At 63.3% G+C, this 23,223-nt stretch carries 28 protein-coding genes; 14 read left to right on the top strand and 14 right to left on the bottom strand.

The window, feature by feature from the left end:
• Positions 1-314: 314 nt before the first annotated feature.
• Both V1273_RS27750 and V1273_RS27745 read left to right on the top strand, forming a co-directional pair.
• Positions 315-1,670, top strand: a complete 1,356-nt coding sequence (locus tag V1273_RS27750; RefSeq protein ID WP_334412274.1) for a L,D-transpeptidase — start codon at positions 315-317, stop codon at positions 1,668-1,670.
• Positions 1,671-1,867: 197 nt separating this feature from the next.
• Positions 1,868-2,833: an NAD-dependent epimerase/dehydratase family protein gene (locus V1273_RS27745; protein ID WP_334411533.1), complete on the top strand. Its 966-nt coding sequence runs from the start codon at positions 1,868-1,870 to the stop codon at positions 2,831-2,833.
• A gap of 255 nt (positions 2,834-3,088) precedes the next feature.
• Here V1273_RS27745 and V1273_RS27740 read toward each other — a convergent pair whose 3' ends face one another.
• Complete coding sequence (locus V1273_RS27740) at positions 3,089-4,048, bottom strand: D-2-hydroxyacid dehydrogenase family protein (RefSeq protein WP_334411532.1); 960 nt, start codon at positions 4,046-4,048, stop codon at positions 3,089-3,091.
• Between the two features lie 238 nt (positions 4,049-4,286).
• Here V1273_RS27740 and V1273_RS27735 point away from each other — a divergent pair, with 238 nt between their 5' ends.
• The 4 genes from V1273_RS27735 to V1273_RS27720 all read left to right on the top strand — a co-directional run bounded on the left by V1273_RS27735 (position 4,287) and on the right by V1273_RS27720 (position 8,269).
• Positions 4,287-4,670 carry a hypothetical protein gene (locus V1273_RS27735; protein WP_334412323.1) on the top strand — a complete coding sequence of 128 codons (384 nt, stop codon included), beginning with the start codon at positions 4,287-4,289 and terminating at the stop codon, positions 4,668-4,670.
• Positions 4,634-6,283 (top strand): energy-dependent translational throttle protein EttA, encoded by a 1,650-nt coding sequence (gene ettA / locus V1273_RS27730; RefSeq protein ID WP_334364524.1) that lies wholly within the window; start codon positions 4,634-4,636, stop codon positions 6,281-6,283. The genes V1273_RS27735 and ettA overlap by 37 nt, the downstream gene beginning before the upstream one ends.
• A gap of 127 nt (positions 6,284-6,410) precedes the next feature.
• Positions 6,411-7,001 carry a TIGR00645 family protein gene (locus V1273_RS27725; protein WP_028347030.1) on the top strand — a complete coding sequence of 197 codons (591 nt, stop codon included), beginning with the start codon at positions 6,411-6,413 and terminating at the stop codon, positions 6,999-7,001.
• On the top strand, positions 7,001-8,269 hold the full coding sequence (locus tag V1273_RS27720; protein ID WP_442894114.1) for a lytic murein transglycosylase: 1,269 nt from the start codon (positions 7,001-7,003) through the stop codon (positions 8,267-8,269). Before V1273_RS27725 ends, V1273_RS27720 begins: the two co-directional genes overlap by 1 nt.
• A 290-nt stretch (positions 8,270-8,559) precedes the next feature.
• Here V1273_RS27720 and V1273_RS27715 read toward each other — a convergent pair whose 3' ends face one another.
• Positions 8,560-8,832 (bottom strand): hypothetical protein, encoded by a 273-nt coding sequence (locus tag V1273_RS27715; protein WP_057841791.1) that lies wholly within the window; start codon positions 8,830-8,832, stop codon positions 8,560-8,562.
• Positions 8,833-9,089: 257 nt separating this feature from the next.
• On the bottom strand, positions 9,090-9,401 hold the full coding sequence (locus tag V1273_RS27710; protein WP_057841790.1) for a hypothetical protein: 312 nt from the start codon (positions 9,399-9,401) through the stop codon (positions 9,090-9,092).
• A 432-nt stretch (positions 9,402-9,833) separates the two neighbouring features.
• On the opposite strand from V1273_RS27710, the gene V1273_RS27705 reads away from it, so the two are divergent.
• Positions 9,834-10,109 (top strand): (2Fe-2S)-binding protein, encoded by a 276-nt coding sequence (locus V1273_RS27705; RefSeq protein WP_334364522.1) that lies wholly within the window; start codon positions 9,834-9,836, stop codon positions 10,107-10,109.
• 150 nt (positions 10,110-10,259) lie between these two features.
• Positions 10,260-10,745 (top strand): bacterioferritin, encoded by a 486-nt coding sequence (bfr, locus tag V1273_RS27700; RefSeq protein ID WP_334364521.1) that lies wholly within the window; start codon positions 10,260-10,262, stop codon positions 10,743-10,745.
• A gap of 213 nt (positions 10,746-10,958) precedes the next feature.
• Here the strand turns inward: bfr and V1273_RS27695 are convergent, their stop codons facing one another.
• The 4 genes from V1273_RS27695 to V1273_RS27680 all read right to left on the bottom strand — a co-directional run bounded on the left by V1273_RS27695 (position 10,959) and on the right by V1273_RS27680 (position 13,557).
• The gene (locus V1273_RS27695; protein WP_442893667.1) at positions 10,959-11,615 is read right to left on the bottom strand and encodes an MSMEG_1061 family FMN-dependent PPOX-type flavoprotein; all 657 of its coding nucleotides are present in this window, start codon (positions 11,613-11,615) and stop codon (positions 10,959-10,961) included.
• 6 nt (positions 11,616-11,621) lie between these two features.
• Entirely contained in the window at positions 11,622-11,975 is a 354-nt protein-coding gene (locus V1273_RS27690) for a hypothetical protein (protein WP_334364519.1), read from the bottom strand.
• Positions 11,976-12,171: 196 nt separating this feature from the next.
• Positions 12,172-13,236 carry an alpha/beta fold hydrolase gene (locus tag V1273_RS27685; protein WP_334364518.1) on the bottom strand — a complete coding sequence of 355 codons (1,065 nt, stop codon included), beginning with the start codon at positions 13,234-13,236 and terminating at the stop codon, positions 12,172-12,174.
• An 81-nt stretch (positions 13,237-13,317) separates the two neighbouring features.
• Positions 13,318-13,557, bottom strand: a complete 240-nt coding sequence (locus V1273_RS27680; RefSeq protein ID WP_334364517.1) for a DUF2188 domain-containing protein — start codon at positions 13,555-13,557, stop codon at positions 13,318-13,320.
• Between the two features lie 130 nt (positions 13,558-13,687).
• Between V1273_RS27680 and V1273_RS27675 the strand changes: the two genes are divergently transcribed.
• Positions 13,688-13,954, top strand: coding sequence for a DUF2277 domain-containing protein (locus tag V1273_RS27675; RefSeq protein WP_028347019.1), 267 nt, complete (start codon positions 13,688-13,690; stop codon positions 13,952-13,954).
• A gap of 10 nt (positions 13,955-13,964) precedes the next feature.
• Here the strand turns inward: V1273_RS27675 and V1273_RS27670 are convergent, their stop codons facing one another.
• Positions 13,965-14,279, bottom strand: a complete 315-nt coding sequence (locus tag V1273_RS27670; protein WP_334380772.1) for a hypothetical protein — start codon at positions 14,277-14,279, stop codon at positions 13,965-13,967.
• A gap of 267 nt (positions 14,280-14,546) precedes the next feature.
• On the opposite strand from V1273_RS27670, the gene V1273_RS27665 reads away from it, so the two are divergent.
• Positions 14,547-15,476, top strand: coding sequence for an alcohol dehydrogenase catalytic domain-containing protein (locus V1273_RS27665; RefSeq protein WP_334411530.1), 930 nt, complete (start codon positions 14,547-14,549; stop codon positions 15,474-15,476).
• Between the two features lie 322 nt (positions 15,477-15,798).
• Here V1273_RS27665 and V1273_RS27660 read toward each other — a convergent pair whose 3' ends face one another.
• Positions 15,799-15,951 (bottom strand): hypothetical protein, encoded by a 153-nt coding sequence (locus tag V1273_RS27660; protein ID WP_156438217.1) that lies wholly within the window; start codon positions 15,949-15,951, stop codon positions 15,799-15,801.
• A 241-nt stretch (positions 15,952-16,192) separates the two neighbouring features.
• On the opposite strand from V1273_RS27660, the gene V1273_RS27655 reads away from it, so the two are divergent.
• Positions 16,193-16,390 (top strand): hypothetical protein, encoded by a 198-nt coding sequence (locus V1273_RS27655; RefSeq protein ID WP_334364514.1) that lies wholly within the window; start codon positions 16,193-16,195, stop codon positions 16,388-16,390.
• A gap of 21 nt (positions 16,391-16,411) precedes the next feature.
• Here the strand turns inward: V1273_RS27655 and V1273_RS27650 are convergent, their stop codons facing one another.
• Entirely contained in the window at positions 16,412-17,584 is a 1,173-nt protein-coding gene (locus V1273_RS27650; protein ID WP_334364513.1) for a cytochrome P450, read from the bottom strand.
• A 7-nt stretch (positions 17,585-17,591) separates the two neighbouring features.
• Positions 17,592-18,359: an SDR family NAD(P)-dependent oxidoreductase gene (locus tag V1273_RS27645; protein ID WP_334411529.1), complete on the bottom strand. Its 768-nt coding sequence runs from the start codon at positions 18,357-18,359 to the stop codon at positions 17,592-17,594.
• A 227-nt stretch (positions 18,360-18,586) separates the two neighbouring features.
• On the opposite strand from V1273_RS27645, the gene V1273_RS27640 reads away from it, so the two are divergent.
• Positions 18,587-19,135, top strand: a complete 549-nt coding sequence (locus V1273_RS27640) for a DUF2380 domain-containing protein (RefSeq protein ID WP_334411527.1) — start codon at positions 18,587-18,589, stop codon at positions 19,133-19,135.
• A gap of 87 nt (positions 19,136-19,222) precedes the next feature.
• Here the strand turns inward: V1273_RS27640 and V1273_RS27635 are convergent, their stop codons facing one another.
• On the bottom strand, positions 19,223-19,612 hold the full coding sequence (locus V1273_RS27635; RefSeq protein WP_213288421.1) for a RidA family protein: 390 nt from the start codon (positions 19,610-19,612) through the stop codon (positions 19,223-19,225).
• Between the two features lie 378 nt (positions 19,613-19,990).
• Here V1273_RS27635 and V1273_RS27630 point away from each other — a divergent pair, with 378 nt between their 5' ends.
• Both V1273_RS27630 and V1273_RS27625 read left to right on the top strand, forming a co-directional pair.
• On the top strand, positions 19,991-20,431 hold the full coding sequence (locus tag V1273_RS27630) for a hypothetical protein (RefSeq protein WP_334380777.1): 441 nt from the start codon (positions 19,991-19,993) through the stop codon (positions 20,429-20,431).
• A 6-nt stretch (positions 20,432-20,437) separates the two neighbouring features.
• Positions 20,438-21,025, top strand: coding sequence for an HD domain-containing protein (locus tag V1273_RS27625; protein ID WP_334411526.1), 588 nt, complete (start codon positions 20,438-20,440; stop codon positions 21,023-21,025).
• Between the two features lie 3 nt (positions 21,026-21,028).
• Here V1273_RS27625 and V1273_RS27620 read toward each other — a convergent pair whose 3' ends face one another.
• Positions 21,029-21,532 (bottom strand): DUF1993 domain-containing protein, encoded by a 504-nt coding sequence (locus tag V1273_RS27620; RefSeq protein WP_334364509.1) that lies wholly within the window; start codon positions 21,530-21,532, stop codon positions 21,029-21,031.
• A gap of 284 nt (positions 21,533-21,816) precedes the next feature.
• Positions 21,817-23,166 (bottom strand): lytic murein transglycosylase, encoded by a 1,350-nt coding sequence (locus V1273_RS27615; RefSeq protein WP_334411525.1) that lies wholly within the window; start codon positions 23,164-23,166, stop codon positions 21,817-21,819.
• Positions 23,167-23,223 lie beyond the last annotated feature (57 nt).

The raw sequence follows: 23,223 nt of genomic DNA, 5'->3' as shown, positions 1-23,223 counted from the left end.
GGGTTATTGCTTGCCAAGGGAACGCGGTGACCACTGTGCGGGCCGGATGCGGCGGGGTGGGGGGTGCACGCGAATCAGGCCGATTTGAGAATATCTCAATGCCGGGCGGCTTTTCGTTACAAAATCTGCGGTTCGACGTCGCGCACCACCCGCCGATGGCGATTTCCGCCGTCCTGAGGCATCTTTGCCGCAGCTTGGCTGCGATCACAAATGACTGGCTTGGGCCGAATTTCGAGGATTTGTCTTGAATGCGCCGCGATCTTCCGTCATCTGCCGTTAACCGTCCGGTGGGGCTTGGGGTCTATACAAAGGCGATGATGAACAACCGCATTTTGACGATTTGTGCCGCCATTGCCGCTGGCATGGCGGGAACTTCGCTCGCCCATGCGCAGAGCTATCCGTCAGCTCCCGGCCAGACCTATTCGACAGCTCCGGGACCGTACGTGCCCGGTGGCTATGCGGTTGACGATCGCCGCCCCGGCGACCCTGATTTCGACGCACTGGAAGACGACGAGGCGCCGAACGCGCCGAGTTCGGCTGCGTTGCCGCCGCCCGGCCCGGTGCTGTCGCCCAGCGATCCCCGTTATGGCCGCCCGGCGCCCGCCCCGGTCTATTCGGAGCGCGGCGCCCCGGTGCCCACCGGCCCCATCCTTTCTCCGGACGACCCGCGCTATGGCCGGCCGGCCGCTGGCCCGGCCTATTCGGACCGTGGCGCCGCGACGCCGACGGGCCCGATCCTTTCGCCCGACGATCCGCGTTACGGCCGCCCGGCCGGTCCGCCGCCGGTCATCTATGCGGACCGCCCGCCCGGTGCGCAGCAGCCGGTCTATTCGGACCGCGGCGATAGCCGCATTCCCGGCGCCGGTATCGTCTATCCGAACGACGACCGCGCCGGCCTGCGCCCGCCGGGGGCCATCGGCGCTGCACCGGCGGCCGCGCCCGCCGCCACTGGCGCGCTCCCGCAGTCGCAGCAACCCGCCGTTGGGGCTGATGGCAAGCCGGTGCAACTCGCCGCGCTGCCGCCGGAAGAGCAGCCGGAAGTCGGCCCTGCGCAGCTTCCGCCGCACCTGCGCCGCCAGGAAGTGGCCTTCACGACCAAGGAGCCCGCGGGCACCATCGTCGTCGATACCGCCAATACCCACCTCTACTACGTGCTCGGTGGCGGACGTGCGATTCGCTACGGCGTCCGCGTCGGCCGCGACGGCTTCACCTGGAACGGCGTGCAGAAGATCAGCCGCAAGGCCGAGTGGCCGGACTGGCATCCGCCGACCGAGATGATCGAGCGCCAGCCCTATCTGCCGCGCTTCATGGCCGGCGGCCCCGGCAATCCGCTCGGCGCACGTGCAATGTATCTGGGTTCGACCATCTACCGCATTCACGGTACCAACCAGCCTTCGACGATCGGCAAGTTCGTCTCCTCGGGCTGTATCGGCATGCTGAACGAGGACGTCTCCGACCTGTTCGAGCGCGCCAAGGTCGGTACCCGCGTGGTGGTGATGCCCGGTGGCCCCCCGCCCGCCAATACCGCTAGCGCGTCAGCCGCTCCGCCGCCCGCCGCCGGCCCGGCAGCCGCAGCAGCCCCCCGTCCGGCACAGGCCCAACTGGCGCCCGCTCCCAGTGCGCAGCCGGCGGTGGTGCCGCCGCTGCCCGCGCCGGTCACGATTCGGTAAGAGTCTCAGTCACAACGACGTTTCGAAGGCGCGCCCACGGCGCGCCTTTTTGTTGTCGATCCGCGCGCGATGCGGCTTGGCCTTGCGGAACAAGTCCGGATGGACAGGGGCCTTCAGCCACATTCGCGCGCTTGAATTCACATTTCCTTCGACTACCTGCCGGCCATAATTGTGGGGCAGCAGCAGGAGGATTTGCCATGCGGATCTTTGTTGCAGGCGCCACTGGCGCTGTGGGCCGTCCACTCGTTGCCGCCCTGATTGCGGCCGGTCATTCCGTCGTTGGCACGACGCGAACGGCGGCGAAGGCCGCGATCATCAGACGGATGGGCGCGGAACCTGCTATCGCCGATGGGCTCGACGCGTCGGCCATTCGCGCCGCAGTGCTTGCAGCGAAGCCGGATGTCATCATCGACCAGATGACCGATCTTGCCGGGGTCACGGATCTCAGACATTTCGATCGTGCGTTCGCCAGCACCAATCGATTGCGCACGCAGGGCACCGATTTTCTGTTGGCGGCTGCCCGTGGGGCCGGCGTGAAGCGCCTCATCGCCCAGAGCTTCTGCGGCTGGACCTACGGCCGCAGCGGCGACCCGATCAAGACGGAGGCCGATCCGCTCGATTTCGATCCGCCGGAACAACTGCGCCGCACGCTGGACGCGATTCAGTATCTGGAGGACGCCGTCACCAGCTCGGCGAATCTCGAAGGGATCGTCCTGCGATATGGATCGTTCTATGGCCCCGACACCGGCATGCTCTCACGCGCGATGATCGCACAGGTGCAGCGCCGCCGCGTGCCGCTGATCGGCGGCGGTGGCGGAAGGTGGTCGTTCATCCATGTCGATGATGCGGCGTCCGCTACCGTCGCTGCCATCGAGCGCGGCATATCAGGCGAAATCTACAGCATCGTCGACGACGACCCTGCGCCGGTCGGCGAGTGGCTGCCTGCGCTTGCCACGCTGGTCGGAGCCAGGCCGCCGATTCGCGTGCCGGCTTGGCTCGGCCGGTTGTTCGCCGGCGAGCACCTGGTTTCCATGATGACCGAGGTGCAGGCAAGCTCCAACGCCAAGGCCAGGCGGGAGCTAGGCTGGCAGCCGGCGCATCCGTCGTGGCGTCAGGGATTTGCAGAGGTCGCCAGCGGCGCAACCACGCAGCACGCAGCGTAAGCGTGACTAAAGCTTGGTGAACTTAGATTTGACTGCGACCACGCAGAAGGTGCGCTCCCTCTCCCGCTTGCGGGGGAGGGCTCGGGTGGGGGTGTCTCCGCGGGCGATACTGCCCGAGTGGAGAGAGCCCCCACCCGGCGCTCCGCGCCGACCTCCCCCGCAAGCGGACGCTCGGAGTCTCGATGCCAGCGGCTGCCTGCTACTTTGCATGGGGTTGTTTTCGATGTTTTTGGTTGGGAGCGAGATCGGCCATTCTCAGGCCAGCCGCTGCTTCGGCTCGCCGTTGAACCAGGCGTCGATGCCTTCCACCATCTGCTGATAGTGGTTTCGAAAACTGTCCTCGGTGACGTAGCCGAGATGCGGCGTCAGCACGATATTGTCGAGCTTGCGGAAGGGATGGTCGACCGGCAGCGGCTCGACCGAGAACACGTCGATGCCGGCGCCCGCGATCTTCTTTTGCGTCAGCGCTTCCAACAGCGCGTCTTCGTCGACGATCGGCCCGCGCGCGGTGTTGACGAGATAGGCGGTCGGTTTCATCCGCGCGAGGTCATCGCGTCCGACCAGCCCGCGCGTGCGCTGGCTCAGCACCACATGGATGGTGACGATGTCGGCGGTCGAGAACAGCTCTTCCTTGCTCACATAACTGACGCCGACTTCCTTGCACTTTTCAGCAGTCAGGTTCTGGCTCCAGGCGATAACGTTCATGCCGAAGGCCTGCGCCAGCTTCGATACTTTGGTGCCGAGCTTGCCGAGGCCGATCACCCCGAGCGTGCGACCCTCGATCTCCATGCCGACATGTGCCTGCAACGGCTCGCCGGCATGCATGCGGGCGTTTTCGCGGCCGATATTGCGGGTCAGCTCCAGGATCAGGCCCATGGTCAGCGGCGCCGTCGGGTCGCGGCCCCATTTCGTGCCGCACAGCACCACCTTATGGTCCTTGGCGGCCTCCATATCGATGGCGGCATTGCGCAGGCCCGAGGTGATCAGGAGTTTTAGGTTGGGCAGGCCTGCAAACATGGTGCGCGGGAACGGGGTGCGCTCGCGCATCGCACAGATGATCTCGAAATCCTTGAGCGCGGCGGCCGCGGCTTCGGCCGTGGCAAACGGCTGGTTGAATACCGTGATGTCGACGCGGTCGGTGACCTTGGACCAGTCGGCGACCTTAAGCGCCACATTGAGATAGTCGTCGAGGATTGCACAGCGCAGCCGCGTCATTTGAGAGGTCCGTTGATGGCGAGGATGACGGCGGGAAACGCCGTCGGAAAGGTCGCCATGGTTGCGCGCAATCGGTAGCGGCGCAAGCGGACTAAACGCAGGGCAGGCTCAAATGCAGGGCAGGCTCAAATGCAGGGCAGGCTCAAGAACCAGGAAATCTCAGTTCGAATGGCCGGGATGCTTGGCGCGCCAGGCCGGTCCCGGACCACGCATATAGTGCAGTTCCGGGCGGTAGGGGTTGAACGCCCTGGCCACGAACTGGCGCCAGAAAGCGCGGAGTTCTGCCAAAGGTTTTGCCAGTCCGGCGCCTACATGTGCCGGGGCGGAAAGGGATGCCGAACCGATCGTAGCCATGACGCGGGCCCTTGTTTTCAAGACGCCTTTTTCGGCGCTGAAAACGAGTTTTCGCCTGATTTTATTAAAAGATAGTTTCAATTGTCGAGATCTCGGCGGACATGGTGACGATCCCGTATTCATCCGTGGTGAACGGATGGAAAACGCCCCGCCGCGGTTGCCCTTTGGGGGCCGCGCCGCTACATCAGCGGCAGCAAATTTCCGTAAAATCCAACGATTCCAAGGATCGCGATGGCTCGCCAATTCATCTATTTCATGCAGGGTCTGACCAAGAGCTACCCGACCCGAAAGGTGCTCGATAACATCCATCTGAGCTTCTACCCGGACGCCAAGATCGGCGTGCTCGGCGTCAACGGTTCCGGTAAGTCGACCCTGCTCAAGATTATGGCTGGTCTCGACAAGGAATATACCGGCGAGGCCTGGGTCGCCGAGGGCGCCCGCGTCGGCTACCTCGAGCAGGAGCCGCACCTGGACCCTGCGCTTACCGTCCGCGAGAACGTCATGCTGGGCGTCGCCAAGAAGAAGGCGATCCTCGAACGCTACAACGAGCTGGCGATGAACTATTCGGACGAAACCGCCGATGAGATGACCAAATTGCAAGACGAGATCGAGGCCGCGAGTCTCTGGGATCTCGACAGCAAGGTCGACCAGGCGATGGACGCGCTGCGCTGCCCGCCCGACGATTCCGACGTGACAAAACTCTCCGGCGGCGAGCGCCGCCGCGTCGCGCTGTGCAAATTGCTGCTCGATCAGCCGGACCTCTTGCTGCTGGACGAGCCGACCAACCACCTCGATGCCGAGTCGGTGTCGTGGCTGGAAGGCCACCTGCGCAATTATCCCGGCGCGATCCTGATCGTGACCCACGACCGCTACTTCCTCGACAACGTCACGGGCTGGATCCTCGAGCTCGACCGCGGCCGTGGCATTCCCTACGAGGGCAATTATTCGTCCTGGCTGGTGCAGAAGCAGAAGCGCCTCGAGCAGGAGGGCCGCGAGGAGGCCGCGCACCAGAAGACGCTGGCCCGCGAGCAGGAATGGATCGCGTCCTCACCGAAGGCACGCCAGGCCAAGTCCAAGGCGCGCTATCAGCGCTATGAGGAGTTGCTCAAGCAGGCGAGCGAGAAGCAGACTCAGACCGCGCAGATCACCATTCCCGTGGCCGAGCGCCTCGGCCAGAACGTGGTCGATTTCGAAGGGCTCACCAAGGGGTTCGGCGACCGCGTGCTGATCGACGATCTCACCTTCAAGCTGCCGCCGGGCGGCATCGTCGGCGTGATCGGCCCCAACGGCGCCGGCAAGACCACGCTGTTCCGCATGATCACCGGGCAGGAAGAGCCTGACAAGGGCACCATCACCGTCGGCGAGAGCGTCCACCTCGGCTACGTCGACCAGTCGCGCGACGATCTCGACGGCAAGAAGACGGTGTGGGAAGAGATTTCCGGCGGCAACGAACTGATCCTGCTCGGCAAGCGCGAGGTCAATTCGCGCGGCTATTGCTCGTCGTTCAATTTCAAGGGCGCCGACCAGCAGAAGAAAGTCGGCGCGCTGTCGGGCGGTGAGCGTAACCGCGTGCATCTGGCCAAGATGCTCAAATCAGGCGCCAACGTGCTGCTGCTCGACGAACCGACCAACGACCTCGACGTCGATACGCTGCGCGCGCTGGAAGAGGCGCTGGAGGATTTCGCCGGCTGCGCCGTCATCATCAGCCACGATCGCTGGTTCCTCGACCGCATCGCCACCCACATCCTGTCCTTCGAAGGCGACAGCCATGTCGAATGGTTCGAAGGCAACTTCCAGGATTACGAAAAGGACAAGATGCGCCGGCTCGGCCAGGACAGCATCATTCCGCACCGCGTGAAGTACAAGAAGCTGACGAGGTGAACCAATCGGGCGTTTGCATGATTAGTGTCCCGCTTGTGCTGCGGCCAGTTGTCGCTTCACACGGCGGTGACAGTGCGTAGATATAGGCTTCATTCCGCAGTTCCAATCCTCCAGCGAGCCACCTCTGATGTCCCTTACCCCCGAAACACCCTTGCCGCCGAAAGGTAAGGGGAAGGCATTGCGCCCTGTTCCGATGCTGATCTTCGGCTCGCGGTGGCTGCAATTGCCGCTTTACGTCGGCCTGATCGTGGCGCAAGGCGTCTATGTCGTGCTGTTTCTGAAGGAGCTGTGGCATCTGTTCGCCCATGCCTTCGATTTCAGCGAGCAGCAGATCATGCTGGCGGTGCTGGGCCTGATCGACGTCGTCATGATCTCGAACCTGCTGGTGATGGTGATCGTCGGCGGTTATGAGACCTTCGTCTCCCGTCTCAACCTGCAGGGCCATCCCGATGAGCCGGAATGGCTCAGTCACGTCAACGCCAGCGTGCTCAAGATCAAGCTGGCGATGGCGATCATCGGCATCTCCTCGATCCATCTCTTGCGGACCTTCATCGAGGCCGGTGCACTGGCGTCGGGAAAAAGCGTCTACACCGAAACCGGCGTCATGTGGCAGACCATCATTCACACGGTCTTCATTCTGTCGGCCATCGGCATTGCCTATGTCGACCGGGTGTCGAACATGGCTATCGACGAAGCAAAGCGCGCCACTTCGCATTGATGGGCGGCCTGTCGATCATCGGATTTTCAGCTTTGCGAACGAGGGCGGCTGCCGCAGTTCTGATAGTGACTGCGGTGACGCTCGGCGCGGCGCAACCGGCGTTCTCCGCCGACGCCGCCTTCACCCAGTTCGTCGCCTCGCTATGGCCGGAGGCGCAGGCGGCCGGCGTGTCGCGCGCGACGTTCGATCGCGAGACGCAAGGACTAGAGCCCGACTACAAATTGCCCGACCTGCTGCTGCCTGGGCGGCCCCCCACCGGCGCGCCGGCGCAGGCCGAGTTCGTGCAGGTCCCAGCCGACTACGTGAAGGAGGCTTCGATCGCGCGGCTGGCGGCCGAGGGGCAAAAGCTGATGCAGAAGCATCGCGCCGCTCTCACCGAGATCGAAAAGCGTTTTGGCGTTCCTGCATCCATCGTGCTCGCGATCTGGGGCCGCGAGACTGATTTCGGCCGCTACCGGTTGCCTTACGATATGCTCCGCGTGGTCGCGACGCAGGCTTATGTCGGCCGGCGCAAGGATCAGTATCGCACCGAGTTCATTCAGGCGCTCAAACTTCTCGGCGAGGGCGCGGTGGCGCGCAAGGATTTCCGCTCGTCCTGGGCCGGCGCCACCGGCCTCACCCAGTTCCTGCCGTCCGAATACTACAAGCACGGCATCGATCTTGACGGCGACGGTCGTGTCGACATCTGGAATTCCGTGCCGGACGCGCTGGCGTCCGCCGCGCAGCAGCTCGTCAACAAGGGCTGGCAGGCGGGCGTGCGCTGGGCCTATGAGGTCAAGGCGCCCGCCAATGCCGATTGCACCATGGGCGTGCCCGAGGTGACGAAGCCGATCGCCGAGTGGCTGCGCGCCGGCTTTGTGCCGGTGCGCGGACAAAGGCTGAGTGCGGCCGAACAGGCGCAGCCGGCCTCGCTATTACAGGTGGAGGGCATCTACGGCCCGTCGTTCCTCACGACGAAGAACTATTTCGTCATCAAGGAATACAATTTCTCCGATCTGTATGTGCTGTTCGTCGGCCATCTCGCTGACCGCATGACGAGCCCGCTACCGTTCGCAACCCCGTGGTCGGCCTCGACGCAGTTGCGCTCCGCCGATGTCGAGGCCATGCAGCGTCATTTGACGCGCATCGGTCTCTACAAGGACAAGCTCGACGGCAAGGCGGGCATGCAGACCCGTGCGGCATTGGGCGCGTATCAGAAGTCGGCGGGCCTCAAGGTCGATTGCTGGCCGAGCGAAGCGGTGCTGCGTTCGATGAGCGCGGGGCGATAGTCACCCTCCCCTGGAGGGCCCGGAGGGGGAGGGTCGGCTCGTGTGGAGCGAAGCGACATGCGAGACGGGGTGGGGTGATCTCTCCACTCGGGCACTGTTGGACGCGGAGAGACCGTCACCCCACCCCGCCGCTCATTTCATGAGCGTCGACCCCCGAGCGAGCTTTGCTCGTCTCGGACCCCTCCAGGGGAGGGTGAGCAAACATCCGGATTTCTGTGGCGAAAACAAAAAGCCCGGCCGAGATATCGGCCGGGCCTTGATCAACGCGCGCAGATCGCGTTGATGTCAGATCAGTGGCAGACCTCGACGCGGCGATAGCGCCAGTCGTAGCCATCCCAGAAGCGCTCGCGAACCATGCGGCACGCCGGATAGGGCGCCTCTTCCACATACACCGGACCGCCGTAAGCCGGGCGGCTGGAGGCGATCGCGCCACCGATGATCGCGCCGCCGAGCAAGCCGGCCGCCACACCTGCGGCAACGCCACGCTGTGCGCTCGCGGGCGTCGAGGCAAGCGAACCGGCAATCGTTGCGACCGCGACGAAGGCAGCAAATGTCTTCTTCATGTCCTGGGCTCTCCTGGAGTGACGCCTTCGGGCGCCGGGTTTAGGGGATGACTCACACGCTGTTTCGAACTGCCGCTCCGCTAAAAAAGCGCACATGGGTCAATCGAAAGTAAACGTCTTCAAACGGTCGTCGAAAAAAGCGGTCTTTTTCGGGCCGGAAATCGCATGCACCCCGGAAAAGCACTGCCTTTTCCGGGGTGTCGGGTGCAATTTAATGAAGATGAACGGCAGCTCGAGCGTTTTCGAGCGAAGCGGCTCTAGTCGCAGACCCTGACGTTGCGGACCCGCCAGCCATAGCCATCCCAGAACCGCTGTCGCTGCCAGATGCAGGACTCGCCGTAGCCGGGATCGACGACATAGGCCGGGCCGCCATAACCGGGCTCATAATAGCCCGGGCCGTAATAGTAGCCGTTCTGCGAAGCAATCGCGCCGCCGACAATGGCGCCGCCGATCAATCCGGCGGCGACGCCCGCCGCAACGCCGCGCTGCGCCTGGGCGGGAGCGGGAACAGCCACGGCCGAAACGGCCAACGCGGCGGCGGCGCCGAGCGCCATCAATGTCTTCTTCATGGCCTCACCTTTCTCGTGGAGCAAACGACGTTAAGTTCCGTCCCGGCAAAAGTTCCACATTTCGCTTGAATGATCAATGAACGGCCGCGCAGGGCGGGGGCGACGAAACGGGAAGTGAGGCAGGTCACGATGCGAAGACACCGAAATGTTCTTCTTTTTCCTTGAACGCAGGACACGGCGACGAGGAGCGGAATCACGGTATTCATGCTGGCGGGCGCTGAGCGGAGGCGGCGGCAGCAGTGGCGGCGACTGATGCCGGAACCATCGGGAGATCAGCGCCCATTTGATCTACCGCAACACCGCCTTTTAGATTCATTCCAGTATTTCCCCGGCATCAGTTTGGAATTGCTTGAAAATGCGGCTTTTCCTTTTGCATCTCGCAGCTCTCTTCCATATCGATGAGCAGGCATCACCAAGGGTTCTACCGGTTTCATGATCGTCTGTTCCTGCAACGTCCTGAGCGACCACGATGTCCGTAATGCTGTGACTGCAGCTTCGGACCTGCCGCGAAATCCCAAGCAGATTTACGGTTGCCTCGGCTGCAGCGCCGAATGCGGCCGCTGCGCGCGCACCATCAAGACCATCATCGATGAAGCGCTCGGCGCCTGCGCCAAGGAGTGCTGCTCCGGTTGCCCACACACGCGCCAGGCCGCCAACGACGAGCCGGCGCAGGAAACCGCTCCGGCCTTCGCCCTCGCGGCCTGCTGAAATCCGTCTGAAATCCCTTCGAATTTCCCCGATTTCCCCGGTTCCCGCCGCATTTTTGCGCGGAACAGTTGCTCTTGGCTCCAAACTGATTTAGAAGCGTTCTAAATACAGTGTCAGGCCGTGTCGGCCTGAGGAAATTGGAGTGGACCCATGCAGGGCGATCCCAAGGTCATCGACTATCTCAACAAGGGCCTGCGCAGCGAGCTCACCGCGATCAACCAGTACTGGCTGCACTACCGGCTCCTGAACAATTGGGGCCTTTTGGATTTTGCCAAGGTCTGGCGCAAGGAATCCATCGAGGAGATGGAGCACGCAGACAAGTTCACCGACCGGATCCTGTTCCTCGACGGCTTTCCCAACATGCAGGTGCTCGATCCGCTCCGGATCGGCCAGAACGTCAGGGAAATCATCGAATGCGATCTCGCAACTGAGATGACCGCGCGCACGCTCTATCAGGAAGCGGCGACCTACTGCCATGGCGTGAAGGATTACGTCTCGCGCGACTTGTTCGAGACCGTGATGAAGGACGAGGAACATCACATCGACTTCCTCGAAACCCAGCTTGACCTGATCCAGCGCATCGGGCTTGAGCTCTACACCCAGAAGCACGTCGGCGGCCTCGAGAACGGGGACTGACTTTCTTACCCTCCCCTTGGAGCGGGAGGGGCGGCTCGTATGAGCGAAGCGAATGCAAGACGGGGCGGGGTGACGGTCTCTCCACTCGGGGGCTGATCGAGCGGAGAGACCGTCACCCCACCCCGCCGCTCATTTCATGAGCGCCGACCCCCGAGCGAGCTTCGCTCGTCCGGACCCCTCCAGGGGGGTGATCAGGATCCTGCCGAGACAATCCTACAACTGCGTCTTGTAGCGCTCGTAGATCTCCGCCTGGCTTTCGCGCTCGCCAAGTCCGGTCTGGTCGTGGATCACTTCGCCGATGCTCGGCATCACCGAGCGTTCGACCTGCGTGGCCGCCCACAGTTTCGAGCGCATCAGCGCCTTGCCACAGTGGAAATAGGCTTCCCTCACGTCGATATGCAGCACCGCGCGCGGCGGCTTGCCGAATTCGATCATCGACGCCATCAGCTCCGGATCGACGGATAGCTTGCCCTTGCCGCCGACGCGCAGCGTCTCGTCGATCCCGGGCACGAAGAAGATCAACTGTACGAAGCCCGAGCCCTCGACGATGTTGCGAAAGCTGTCGATGCGGTTGTTGCCCGAGCGATCCGGCATCAAGAGCAGGTTCGGTCCCGCGACATGGACGAAGCCGGGATTGCCGCCACGCGGCGATGCATCGACGCTGCCGTCCGAACCTGAGGTGGCGAGCACACAGAACGGCGACATGCCGATGAATTTTTTCGCATGCGCGTCGATCTCCGGCCGCGCCTTGGCGACCACGCGCGGCGTGGGAGCGGGATAGATCGTGGCGAGGTCGCCAGGGGCAAGATCGGACAAGGGCGGCTCCTTTCGATTTTCCTTCAGATTATCATCCGCCGGTGCCACCGTCATCTTGGACTAGACCGCGTCCGCCGGCACGAAGCAGCTAATGATGATGCTGCCGCGGTGGTGCACGTACCACACCACGGCTTCGCCGACCGGGTTGCCCTGGTCGCGAATGACCGCGCGCTCGGGCACCTGCATCCATTGGCCCTCGATCGGCACCCAATAGGCCCCGTCGCGAACGTCGTAGCTGGTGCGATGCCCGTCCGACTCATCGCAGCATGGCACGCCGTTCGGCGCGATCACGCTCTTGAACCAGGCGCGGATATCCGGCGGCACGTGGTCGTACTGGCCCCTGTCGACAGCGAGTGCTGCGCCGGCCAGCACCGAAAGGCAGACGAGCAAGCCGAATGGCGCAAGCCTTCGCATCCGATCCTCCGCTGCGTTGCCTCTTCCTCGCGACGGCGCATGCCGCTCACGATTCGTAATCTGAGGACAATTCAAGCGGAGCCCGCTTGTCGATGCACGCTCAAATAATGAGCGATGTGAGCGAAGCAGACTTGATGCGGTGCGAAATCATGGCTTCTTGTGGCGCGCGGATTGTGCCCTTTCCAAAGGCCCAGGCTTACATCGCCCGTTGCGGCGCGCTCTGCAGCAACTCCTGCAGCTCCTTCTTGTAGAACTTCGCATTGCCGGTGGTGAGATGGCCGCGCGTCTCGCTGGAGGCCGGGATCAGGAACAGGCGTCCGTTCTTGACGCGCTTCATCGCTGCCTCGGTGACGCCGGTTTCCGGCGGATTGCGCTCGTCGTCGGCGGCATTGATCAAGAGCAGCGTGGCCTCGATCTTCTCGAGCGAAGGCGCCGGATTGTAATCGTGCGAGGCTTCCCACTGGTAGATGAAGTCATTGGCATCGGCGGTAACAGCGGTTGCCAGCCGGTCGTCGACCATCTTGTCGGCCTTCGCCGCCGTCGGCGCCAGCGCCTGATAGGCCAGCGTGCCGCCGCCGGTCGCAATGCCGAAGGCGTTGATGGCGTACTTCATCATGCGCGGCTGGGTGATGTAATTGCCGCGATTGTAATCGGGATCGTTCTTGATGGTCTCCAGCATCATCCGCCGCAGCATCCAGTTGCGCGCCGCCATCTCGGTCGGCTGCGAGGCCATCGGCACCAGCGCGTCCATGAAGTCAGGATATTTGCCGCCCCAGATCCAGGTGTGCATGCCGCCCATCGAATTGCCGATCACGAGCCGCACGTGCTTCACGCCGAGTCCTTCCGTGACCAGGCGATGCTGCGCGTCGACCATATCCTCGTAATTGTATTTCGGAAACGCCGTCTTCATGCCGTCGGAAGGCTTTGACGATTTGCCATGGCCGACGCTATCCGGAATGATGATGTAATATTTCGCGGCATCGAGCGGCTGGCCGGGGCCGAACAACTCCCCGCCGAATCCGGCCGTCAGCATGCTGGCCGCCGAGCCGCCCGAGCCGTGCAACACCAGCACGGGCTGACCGGTCGGCTCGCCGATCGTGGTGTAGTGCAACCGCAATTCCGGCATCGTCTCGCCAGTGTGGAATTTGAAATTCTTGGCGATCCAGTCGCCCTGCTTGGGTGCGGGATAATCGGCGGCGAAGGCGGTGATGGAGGTCAGGGCCAATGCGGCGGCCGAAAAGGCGGCGTGCGAAAAATTCATCATGGTCTCCCCAAAAACTGCGGCCGTCTTTGCGGACCGCTTGACAGGGGAACCTAGCACACCAGACCGCCGAACAATGCACTAACCTTCCACTTCGGTTTCCGGCCGGTCATTGCCGGCGGCGGTCTCCGACCGCCATTTTCCATCATCGGTTTCGTATTCGATCACCTCGGTGCGCCCGGGCACGCGCTGCTCGGCGGCCGCGCGCCGGGCGGCTGCCAGCGCCGTGGCGCGGTTCGGAAACGGCTCGGAAAACACGCCGTTGACGGTGTAGGCCCAGCCGCCGTCATGTTCGACGATCTTGTAGATCACGTGGGGCATCGGGAACTCGCTGCTTGCAGGTTCCGACAGGGGTGAACACGCCGCTAGTTTCATGACAGAATAAGCCTAGCCGTCGGATTTTGCACCGGCCGTTCGTCCTTGATCGAAGACCTCTGCAGAAGAGAGAACCATGTGCCGTAACATCAAGACCCTGTTCAATTTCGATCCCCCGGCCACGCACGCGGAGATCCATGCCTCCGCGCTGCAATTCGTGCGCAAGCTCTCCGGCTTCAATTCGCCCTCGCAGGCGAACGCCGAGGCGTTCAACCGCGCGGTTTCCGAAGTCTCCGACAGCGCGCGGCGTCTGCTCGCCTCGCTGCAGACCAACGCGCCGCCGCGCGACCGCGAGGTCGAGGCCGAGAAGGCGAGGGAGCGGTCGCGGGCGCGGTTCGGGTAGGGGCGTGGGCTCATCGACGCGAATGACATTTCGGAAGTCGCGTCGCCCTGCTGAACGCCGCGCGGACAGCCTCATTTGCCGGCCAGCCGCAGAGGATGCCCAATGGAATTCCCATCCACCATGATGCGCGGAAACCCACGATTGCAACGCGAATGCGATCAGGAACGTGAAGATCGATCACTCGAAACTGAATAAACTTGAACTTCGTGTAGTATTCCGGCGAGACGGAGTAGCTAATCTGATCGTGTATCATGCCGAACAAGGCGGCGGCCGCAACTGCCGCAGGCAGGAACACAAGAAAGACGCCGATTTTCTTCACGGCCAAGGCTCTGCTTTTCAAGAATCGCAATCAATCACCTGCACTTTCGGCCTGCGCCGGTTAATCACCGGTATAAGCGGTAGCGGTAGTGCCTGCATTGAATCCGAGCGTCTGGAATTGGCCCCTTTGAGACGTGCCTCCGGACTCTAAACATGTCTGCTTTTTGAGGTAGACCGGAAGTGGCCTGCGCGCCGTCAGAACGACGCAACTGACCCATGACGGACATGTACGTTCGACAAGCGGTCAACCCGTCGCTATATTCGACGCATGGCGTTGCAATACATTCGTATCGCTCGGTTCGGCGGCCCCGAGGTCCTAGAACTGGCGGAACAGCCGACAATTCCCCAGCCCGGCCATGGCGAGGTCCGCATCAAGGTGCTCGCTGCCGGCACCGGCTTCACCGATACCTTCATCCGGCGCGGCCGTTACCCAGACTTCAAGGGGCCACTGCCGTTCACCCCGGGTTACGACCTTGTCGGCGTCGTCGAAGAGGCCGGACCCGGCGTGCCTGCCCAGCTCACCGGACAGTTGGTTGCTGATCTCTGTGTCGTCGGTGGGTACGCACAGTATGCGATCCGCCCCGCGCGCTTTCTCGTGCCGGTCCCCGATGGCGTCGATCCCGCCGAAGCCGTGTGCATCCCGCTGGCCTATCTCACCGCCTACCAAATGCTCACCCGATACGGTCGCCTACCGCGCGGAGCAACTATCCTCGTAATTGGTGCCTCTGGCACGGTCGGCACGGCGCTACTCGATCTGGCGCGCCATCTCGGCCTGAAGGCGATTGGCACTTGCTCGGCGACCAACATGGCTGTGGTAGAGCGCTTCGGCGCAACGGCGATCGACTATCGCGCCGGCGACTTCGTCGCGGCTGTGCGCGGGCTCACCGCAGGGCGTGCGGGCGGGGTCGGCGTCGATGCAGCCTTCGATGCGATTGGCGGCGCGCATTTCGCGCGGTCATTCGCTTGCCTCGCACCCGGCGGCCTACTCGTCGGCTACGGTGCCCAGACAATGGCAGTTGGCGGCGCAGGCTTGGCGTCAGCGGCACTCGGTTTGGCGCGGCTCAAACTGTGGAACGCATTGAGCGGTCTGTTTGGCGGCCGTCACGCCGTGTTCTACAACATCACCTCACGCCGATCAGCGCACCCAGAAGATTTCAAAGCTGACATGGTCACGCTGTTCGCGACCGCGCTATCCATCCCGTAGTTATCGACCGTCTGCCTCTCGCGGCCGCGCGCGAGGCCCACACCCGCATCGATGCCGGCGGACTCGGCGGTAAGATCGTGCTTCTACCCTGGCCCCAAGGCGTGATTTCAGGATGATCGCCTTTGAGACTTTCTCGTCTGCAAGTGCCAAGGTCTGGAATTGGCCCTTTTGAGACATGCCGACCGGCCCTGGCGATGTCCGTTCACCGGGGTACACCGGAAGTCTTCGTCAGACGGTGAAAACGACGCTTTTGACCCATTGCGGTCTTCGCTCCAGCAGACCTAATGGCAAGGGCTACGATTAGGCTGCCTCAGTTGGCGCCCTATGGTGGCGTGTAAGGAGCAGGCGTGAACAAGCAGGCCTCTTCCGCTCCTCCTTTGAGACGACAGTCCCAAAACTTCTCGACCATGATGCCCGCAATGATGATGGACAGCACTACCAGGCAAAACACCGCCAGCCGATTATCTGCTTTCATTCTCTCGCCTCACTTAGCGGCACGTCTATAGACCCGACCCCTGTAGATGCGGTTACTGCATGTTCGCTTATTGGCCCTTTCGGACCTCACGCGATGTCCGATGTGAGTCCGGAGCGCGCATCAAAGCGGAAGTCCGCCAACCACTCTGGATTTTGTGGGTTCATAGCCTCGACGCAGCGTGACGCTGCTCACGGTGCGGCGAGGTCGCAGCGCTCATGGTGCCATCCATCGGAGGGGTATCATGGATCAGGCAACGCGGTTGAAGCTCGGCGCCATCTTCTTCACGATCTTCTGGGTCGGCGGAATGTTGTGGTGGAGCGGCGAGTATCATCCCGCCAATATCATCATTCTCTCGGTTTGCGGCGCGCTGGCCGGCTATTTCTGGTACCGCGCGATGCATTGGTCGTTCCGCCGCATGCGGCTCTTGCCGCACGATTGATGCCTGCGCGGCAGAGAGACGCTAGTTCGCATCCCACTTCACCGGAAGATTGAGCAACCCCCGAAACGCCCACCCGCCGATCCGCACTGGTTCGCGCTCGTCCAGCCGCAGGCCTTGCAGCCGCGCGAACAGGCCCGGCAACGCCACGTCGGCCACCATGGCGCGCGAGGCGAACGCGCCGGCGCAATAATGCGGGCCGGCGCCGAAGGCGATGCTTTTTTGCGTATCGCGCGTGATGTCGAAACGGTCGGGGTGGTTGAAACAGGCCTCGTCGCGGTTGGCCGATCCGAACATGAAGAACACGCGGTCCTCCGGTTCGAAGTCGACGCCGTGATACGTCCACGGTTTTGCGACGCGGCGCGGCGACATCTGGATCGGCGCGATCCAGCGCGCATACTCCTCGAACACGTCGATCCACTTTGCTTTTCCCTCGCGCACCAGCGCGAGTTGATCGGGATGCGTCAGCAAGGCCCAGGTCGCGCCTGATATCGCATCGCGCGGCTCGTTCTGGCCGCCGGAGATCGCGAGCTTGATGTTGGCGCGGATGCTCTCCATGTTCTGGCCTGATGCCAGCAGCACGCTCAGGATCGAGGTGTTGGGGTGTTTCTTCACCACCGGAATCATGTCGTCGATCGCAGCATCAATGCCGGCGGTCGCGGCATGGCAGCGCGCCTCGACCTCCTTGTTGCCGGTATAGTTGGCGATGCCATCGATCATCGCCTGCGACCATGCGTCCATGTCCTGGTAGCGCATGTTGGTCAGCCCGGTGACGTCTTTTAAGCATTCGGCCGACAGCGGCAGCGCGAACGCCTTGCAGAGATCGGCGGAGCCTTGCGGCACGAGCTCATCAAGGATGCGGTCGGCATGGGCTTGGAATTGCCGGATCCAGGTATCGCGCACCGTGCGCGGCGAGACGGCGGGAAACATCGCCTGCCGCTCCGTCATGTGCGCTTCGCCGTCCTTGCGCATCATGTTGTGGCCCATCAGCACGTTCATCAGCCCGTTCGGCTGATGCGAGGAGAACACGTCGATGCGCTTCTCCTGGGTAAAGATGTCGTCGCGCCGGGTGAACACGGTCGAGCCGAGCTGCGGCACGAACGCGATCGGCGTCTCTTTCCGCATCTTCGCCAGCGCGGGATAGGGATCGGCCCAGAAGGCGGGGACGTCGATGTCGAAATGCGGGGCATTGGACATGATGACCTCACACCGCCCGATAGCCGCCGTCGACCATCACGATCGATCCGGAGACGTAAGCCGACAGATCGGACGCCAGGAAGATCGCGGGGCCGACGATGTCCTCCGCGGTGCCGGCACGTCCCAGCGGCGTGTGATCCATGAAGGTCTTCACCAGTTCCGGATTGTTGGCGCGGGCATTGGCGTTCAGTGGCGTTGCGATGAAGCCGGGGCCGATTGCATTGACGCGGACGCCTTCCTTGCCGAGTTCGGCGGCGAGCGCCTTGGTGAAGCCGAGCACGCCGTGCTTGGAGGCGGTGTAGGCCGGCGAGCTCGGCGTGCGCACATGCACAAAGGACTGGATCGAGCCGATGTTGACGATGCGCCCCTTGCTCGCGCGCAAGGGATCGAGAAAGGCATGCGTCACGTTGAAGACGCCGGTGAGGTTGATCGCGATAATGTCTTCCCAGTCGCTGATCACGGCCTCTGCCGCGCCCAGCATGCCGTTGCGGCGGACGATGCCGGCATTGTTGACGAGGATCGAGACCTGGCCGACCTTATCGGCGATCTGCTCCGCCATCGCGACGCAGTCCTCGCGTTTTGCGACGTCGAGCGCAAAGCTGTCCGCATTGCCGCCGGCGTCGCGGATTTCCTTTGCCGCTTCTGCTACCGCGTTCTCGTCCCTGTCGAGCAGCACGACCCGCGCGCCCTCCCGTGCATAGCCGCTCGCAATGGCGCGCCCGATACCGGAACCTGCGCCGGTGATGACGGCGATGTGATTTTGGAGAAGGGGCATGGCGCGTTTCCTCTTGCTTGGTTTTGCCAGAGGATAGCAAGCGCGCCCGCTTGTACAAGAGGGACGATTTCGTAGGGTGGGCAAAGCGATAGCGTGCCCACCATCGCGAAGACATAAGAAAGGTGGGCACGGCGCTGCGCGCCTTTGCCCACCCTACACATGTCGGTTACAATTTGCTCCGGTCGGCAGCGTGGCGATACCGACGTCGGAGTTGAAGGAGGCCAGGCATGATGCAAGCGGCAACCGGATGGCGCGTCTCACGCCGGCGCAATGGCGCCGGCGCGGTGCTGACGATGCTCTGCGCGCTCGCCGCATTGTCGCTTGCATCGAGCGGATCGCCGGCCGCCGCGCCGATCGCGGTCGCGGTTGCGGATTTCGATTATTTCGATACTTCCGGCGAGGTCACGGACCAGAGCGCTGAGCATCAGGCGCGAGTGGCGTCGTTTGCCACGTTGCTGCGCGATAATCTCGCGGCGCAGGGCGGCTATCGCGTGGTGCCGATCGAATGCCCAGATCACCCCTGCACCGCCACCAGCATGTCGCAGGACGTCTTCATCGCCGCCGCGCGCAAGGCCGGCGCGCGACTCGTGGTCTATGGCGGCATCCGCAAGATGAGCACGCTGGTGCAATGGGGCGAAATCCAGTTGCTCGACCTCGAAGCCGAGAAACTGTTGATGCGGCGAACGGTGACGTTCCGCGGCGACAACGATGCCGCCTATCGCCATGCCGCCGATTTCGTCGGCAATACACTGAAGGAATCCATGCCGAAGCCGTGAGATGTTCCGTAGGGCGGATTGGCGTAGCGTAATCCGCCGACCTTGCCGTGAATGGCGGATTACGCTTCGCTAGTCGCCCTACGCTTTCTACGCCTTCGTCAGTGAGGCAACAGCTTCGATCTCGATCAGCATCTTCGGGTCGGGCAGCGCCTGCACCACGCAGGTGGTGCGGGCGGGGTAGGGCGCCGGCCCGAACGCCGACGCATACAGCACGTTCATCGTGGCGACGTCGGATGCGCGCGTCAGCAGCACGTTGACCTTGACCAGATCGCGAAACGTCGCGCCGGCCTCGTCGAGCACGCGCTTGATATTGGCGACGACGAAGCCGAACTGCGCCTCGAAACCATCCGCCAGCGCGCCCTTGTCGTCAAAGCCCGGAATGCCCGAGATGAACAACAGGTCGCCGGTGCGCGTGGCAAAGGATAGCGGCGGGGCCTTGACGCCGGCGGGCGGCGCAAAATGCTGGATCGGGGGCATGGGACACCTCGTGGCTGGTTCGGTGCCTTGAAGCCTAACGCGCCGCTGCCTCGCTGGAAAGGCAGCGGCGCCCGCGCTTCACGACCCGCCGATTGGTTTGTAGGTCCCGCCCGTCAGGGAATTCACCCGACACGAAATAGCGGGTTACGGTTGCTGCGACAGTAATGCAGTTCACAGGGCCGCAATTTTTTGTTCGTGCAATCGTGATGAAATTGTGTCGGGCGCGCGGCGCGGGTCGGCACACAGAGCATCGCGCAGGGCCTGATTATGCTTTGCCCCTTGCGCCGATCGGCTACAATCCGATAGTTGCGACTCAATCTGCACCGCAAAGCCCGCCCGACACTTTTCCGATTTGCAAGCCCTCCGGAGATACGATCCATGAACATGCCATCCGCCGTTCGCGCCACCGTGCTCGCGTTAGCGGCCTTCGCCGGCGTCACGCTGTCGTCCGCCGCGCATGCCGACGAAGGTTTCGTGCAACTCACGATCTACAAGGCGGGATGGATCATCGGCGGCTCCGGCGGCAGCGGCGTTCTGAATTTTCACGGGCGACGCTATCCGCTGTCGACCGGCGGGCTCGACTACGGCCTGGTGTTCGGCGGATCGAAGACCGTGCTGCGCGGCCGCGTCAGCAACATCTATCGCCCATCCGATGTCGCCGGCGTCTACGGCGCAGCCGGCGCGGGCCTGGCGGTCGGCCGCGGCGCACGCGCGATCGTGCTCACCAACCAGAAGGGTGCGGTGCTGGAATTGACCGGGCACCAGGTCGGGTTGATGGCGAACGCCGATCTCAGCGGATTAGCGATCACGATGCGGTAGCGGTTGTTGGATGGGGCGCGCGAATGCGCGCCCGACGCGGAGCCTTGCGATGAACCGCGACCAGCTTGTCACCGCCTACAGGCGCCGGGCCGCCACTATCACAACCTCACGCACGTTGAAGACTGTCTCGCTGCGCTCGCGCGCGTCGACAATCTTTCGGAGCGCGAGCGCGAAATCCTGACCGAGGCGATCTGGTGGCACGATGTCGTTTACGACCCGACCCGCGCGGACAATGAAGAGCTCAGCGCGCGGCTGGCCGAGCAGCACGTCCGCGAGGATATCGGAGCGGAAGTAGCCCGCCTGATCCGCCTGACAAAGACACACGACGTCCAGGGCGACGATCGCCTGGGCGCCATTTTGATCTCGATCGACCTCAGCATTCTCGGCGCGGAGCCCGCGCGCTACGACGCTTACGCCGCCGCGATCCGGCAGGAGTTCATCCACGTGCCGGACGCTGACTATCGCGCCGGCCGCGCTCATGTGCTCGGCCAGTTCGCCGCGCGGCCAGTGATCTTTCCCGATCCGGCCTTTGCCGCAAGATATGACGGCCAAGCCCGCGAAAACCTTGCGCGCGAGCTAGCCGCTTTGCGCTGACGATTACCTCACCCCGAGAAAATCGCGCTTGCCGATCTCGACGCCATTGTGGCGCAAAATGCCGTGCGCAGTGGCGGCGTGAAAGTAAAAATTCGGGAATGCGAAATTGACGAGATATTGCTGGCCCTTCATCGTCATGGTGTTGCTGGGGCCGATCGGGAAGGTCACTTCGCGCGTCTCGCCGCCCTCGAACTGCGCCGGCTTGAATGCCTTCACATAATCGGTCGTTTTCGCGATCCGCTGCTGCAATTCCTCAAAGCTCTTTTCGGTGTCGGGTATGGACGGCACTTCGTTGCCGGTCAGCCGGGCGCAGGTCTTCGCGGCAAAATCGCAGGCAGTCTGCACCTGGCGTGTCAGCGGATACATGTCCGGGTAAAGCCTGGCATTGAGCAGCACTTCGGGCTGAATGTTCTTTGCCTTGCAATGCGCTTCCGCCTTGCCGAGCAGGCCGGAAAGGCTGCCGAGAATCTGCAGGAAGGCGGGCACGGTTAGGTCGTGGAAAGACATGCGATGCTCTTTTCGTGATGTGGAAATTCATCTCAAGAGGATGAGGTGCTGCTCGAGATGGGAAGCGCCCTAGGAAATGCAACTCGGGCAGGATGCTGATGCAGCGAAATATTCCGAACGCGCGTGACGCTGCTGAAGCTCGCCCCGCTTGCGGGGAGAGGTCGGATCGCATCGTCAGATGCGATCCGGGTGAGGGGGCACAGGTCTCTCCGATAGACTTCGCTCGCGGATAGAGCCCCTCACCCCAACCCTCTCCCCGCGAAGAGCGGGGAGAGGGAGAAGAGCTACCGCGCCGCCGGCATCACCAGGCCGGCGGGCTGCGCCTGGACGCTGGGGCCGCGCATGCGCGCCAAGAGCTCCGCCGTCGGCCAGGAATCCGCCGGCAGGCCGTATTTGATCTGCATCGCCTTCACCGCCGTGCGGCTCAACTGTCCCATCACGCCGTCGACCTTGCCGACATTGTAGCCGGCGCGCACCAGGAGTTGCTGCAGCTCTTTCAGTTCGTTGAGCGGCAGTTGTGCGACCGGCGCCGATGGCTGCCGCATTGGCGGGGCGCCGGCGATGCGGCTGGCGAGATAGGCGGCGGTGGTCGAATAGATCAGCGAGTTGTTCCACTCGGTATAGGCGGCGAAATTCGCATAGGCCAGGAACGCCGGTCCGGTGCGGCCCATTGGCAAGAGCAGCGAGGCCGGCAGGTCGTCGTTCGGCAGCGGCCGGCCGTCGGGATAGGTGACGCCGAGCTGCGCGAATTTTGCGCGCGGCAGCTTTGTCGTGAGGTCAGCCTGCTCCCACGGAAAGTTCTGCGGCGCGCGCACTTCCTGCAGCCACGGCTCGCCGCGCCGCCATTTCAAACCGTTGGCGAGATAGTTCGCGGTCGAGCCGATCACGTCGGACGCGCTGCGCAACAGGTTGCGGCGGCCGTCGCCGTCATAGTCCACCGCGTAGTTGAAGTAGTGCGTCGCCAGGAACTGCGTCTGCCCGAGTTCGCCGGCCCATGCGCCGATCATCTCGCTTGCCGTCAGATCGCCGCGTTCGATGATCCTCAGCGCGGCGATGGTTTCCTTGCTGAACATCTCGGAGCGGCGGCAGTCGTAGGCCAGCGACACCAGCGAGCGCAGCGTATGCAGATTGCCTAGCTCGGCGCCAAAACTGCTCTCCAGCCCCCAGAACGCGGCGATCACGGCCGGCGGTACGCCATATTCCTTCTCGGCGCGGTTGAACGCGGCCGCATGCATCCGGATTCGCGCCTGCGCATTTTTCGCCGCGCCATCGGACGCCCTGTTCCGTGCGAACTCGGTGAACACCTGGCCAAACACGCGCTGGCCGCGGTCGCGGTTGACGATGCCCTGGTCATAGACGAGGTAGGGCGCCGCTTCGGCCAACGTGCGCTGCGACACGCCCTCCGCGGCGGCCTGCTGCTTGAGGTCGGCCAGGAAGCGGTCGAACGACAGGCCGTTGTGGCAAGCCGCGGCGCGGGGTGCGCGCGGAGCGGCGGCCGGCGGCTGCTGACCGGGTGCCGGTGCGACCACAGGTCTCGGTGCGGAAAGGACAGGCGAGGGAGCCGTTTGGGCGATGGCGGAGGATGAAAGTGTCAGGGACGCCGTGGCAGCAACGAGGTATCTGAAAAGCGGCATCCATCCCCCACAAAAATCGTGAATCCGAAGCCCGGGTTTTAGACCGGCTGACTGCAT

Source organism: Bradyrhizobium sp. AZCC 1721 (assembly GCF_036924715.1).
In the GTDB taxonomy this organism is placed as follows: Bacteria; Pseudomonadota; Alphaproteobacteria; order Rhizobiales; family Xanthobacteraceae; genus Bradyrhizobium.
Note: the sequence above shows the minus strand (reverse complement) of the source record. Positions and strands in the feature narration are given on the sequence as shown.

Excerpts from the sequence above, each read along its gene's own strand:
- V1273_RS27745 (WP_334411533.1), top strand. The coding sequence starts at position 1,868 with ATGCGGATCTTTGTTGCAGGCGCCACTGGCGCTGTGGGCCGTCCACTC.
- V1273_RS27715 (WP_057841791.1), bottom strand. The coding sequence starts at position 8,832 with ATGAAGAAGACATTTGCTGCCTTCGTCGCGGTCGCAACGATTGCCGGT.
- V1273_RS27740 (WP_334411532.1), bottom strand. The coding sequence starts at position 4,048 with ATGACGCGGCTGCGCTGTGCAATCCTCGACGACTATCTCAATGTGGCG.
- V1273_RS27690 (WP_334364519.1), bottom strand. The coding sequence starts at position 11,975 with ATGCGAAGGCTTGCGCCATTCGGCTTGCTCGTCTGCCTTTCGGTGCTG.
- V1273_RS27615 (WP_334411525.1), bottom strand. The coding sequence starts at position 23,166 with ATGCCGCTTTTCAGATACCTCGTTGCTGCCACGGCGTCCCTGACACTT.
- V1273_RS27630 (WP_334380777.1), top strand. The coding sequence starts at position 19,991 with ATGAACATGCCATCCGCCGTTCGCGCCACCGTGCTCGCGTTAGCGGCC.
- V1273_RS27725 (WP_028347030.1), top strand. The coding sequence starts at position 6,411 with ATGTCCCTTACCCCCGAAACACCCTTGCCGCCGAAAGGTAAGGGGAAG.
- bfr (WP_334364521.1), top strand. The coding sequence starts at position 10,260 with ATGCAGGGCGATCCCAAGGTCATCGACTATCTCAACAAGGGCCTGCGC.
- V1273_RS27650 (WP_334364513.1), bottom strand. The coding sequence starts at position 17,584 with ATGTCCAATGCCCCGCATTTCGACATCGACGTCCCCGCCTTCTGGGCC.
- V1273_RS27645 (WP_334411529.1), bottom strand. The coding sequence starts at position 18,359 with ATGCCCCTTCTCCAAAATCACATCGCCGTCATCACCGGCGCAGGTTCC.
- V1273_RS27655 (WP_334364514.1), top strand. The coding sequence starts at position 16,193 with ATGGATCAGGCAACGCGGTTGAAGCTCGGCGCCATCTTCTTCACGATC.
- V1273_RS27695 (WP_442893667.1), bottom strand. The coding sequence starts at position 11,615 with ATGACGGTGGCACCGGCGGATGATAATCTGAAGGAAAATCGAAAGGAG.
- V1273_RS27635 (WP_213288421.1), bottom strand. The coding sequence starts at position 19,612 with ATGCCCCCGATCCAGCATTTTGCGCCGCCCGCCGGCGTCAAGGCCCCG.
- V1273_RS27685 (WP_334364518.1), bottom strand. The coding sequence starts at position 13,236 with ATGAATTTTTCGCACGCCGCCTTTTCGGCCGCCGCATTGGCCCTGACC.
- ettA (WP_334364524.1), top strand. The coding sequence starts at position 4,634 with ATGGCTCGCCAATTCATCTATTTCATGCAGGGTCTGACCAAGAGCTAC.
- V1273_RS27750 (WP_334412274.1), top strand. The coding sequence starts at position 315 with ATGATGAACAACCGCATTTTGACGATTTGTGCCGCCATTGCCGCTGGC.
- V1273_RS27710 (WP_057841790.1), bottom strand. The coding sequence starts at position 9,401 with ATGAAGAAGACATTGATGGCGCTCGGCGCCGCCGCCGCGTTGGCCGTT.
- V1273_RS27660 (WP_156438217.1), bottom strand. The coding sequence starts at position 15,951 with ATGAAAGCAGATAATCGGCTGGCGGTGTTTTGCCTGGTAGTGCTGTCC.
- V1273_RS27680 (WP_334364517.1), bottom strand. The coding sequence starts at position 13,557 with ATGCCCCACGTGATCTACAAGATCGTCGAACATGACGGCGGCTGGGCC.
- V1273_RS27675 (WP_028347019.1), top strand. The coding sequence starts at position 13,688 with ATGTGCCGTAACATCAAGACCCTGTTCAATTTCGATCCCCCGGCCACG.
- V1273_RS27720 (WP_442894114.1), top strand. The coding sequence starts at position 7,001 with ATGGGCGGCCTGTCGATCATCGGATTTTCAGCTTTGCGAACGAGGGCG.
- V1273_RS27620 (WP_334364509.1), bottom strand. The coding sequence starts at position 21,532 with ATGTCTTTCCACGACCTAACCGTGCCCGCCTTCCTGCAGATTCTCGGC.
- V1273_RS27705 (WP_334364522.1), top strand. The coding sequence starts at position 9,834 with ATGATCGTCTGTTCCTGCAACGTCCTGAGCGACCACGATGTCCGTAAT.
- V1273_RS27640 (WP_334411527.1), top strand. The coding sequence starts at position 18,587 with ATGATGCAAGCGGCAACCGGATGGCGCGTCTCACGCCGGCGCAATGGC.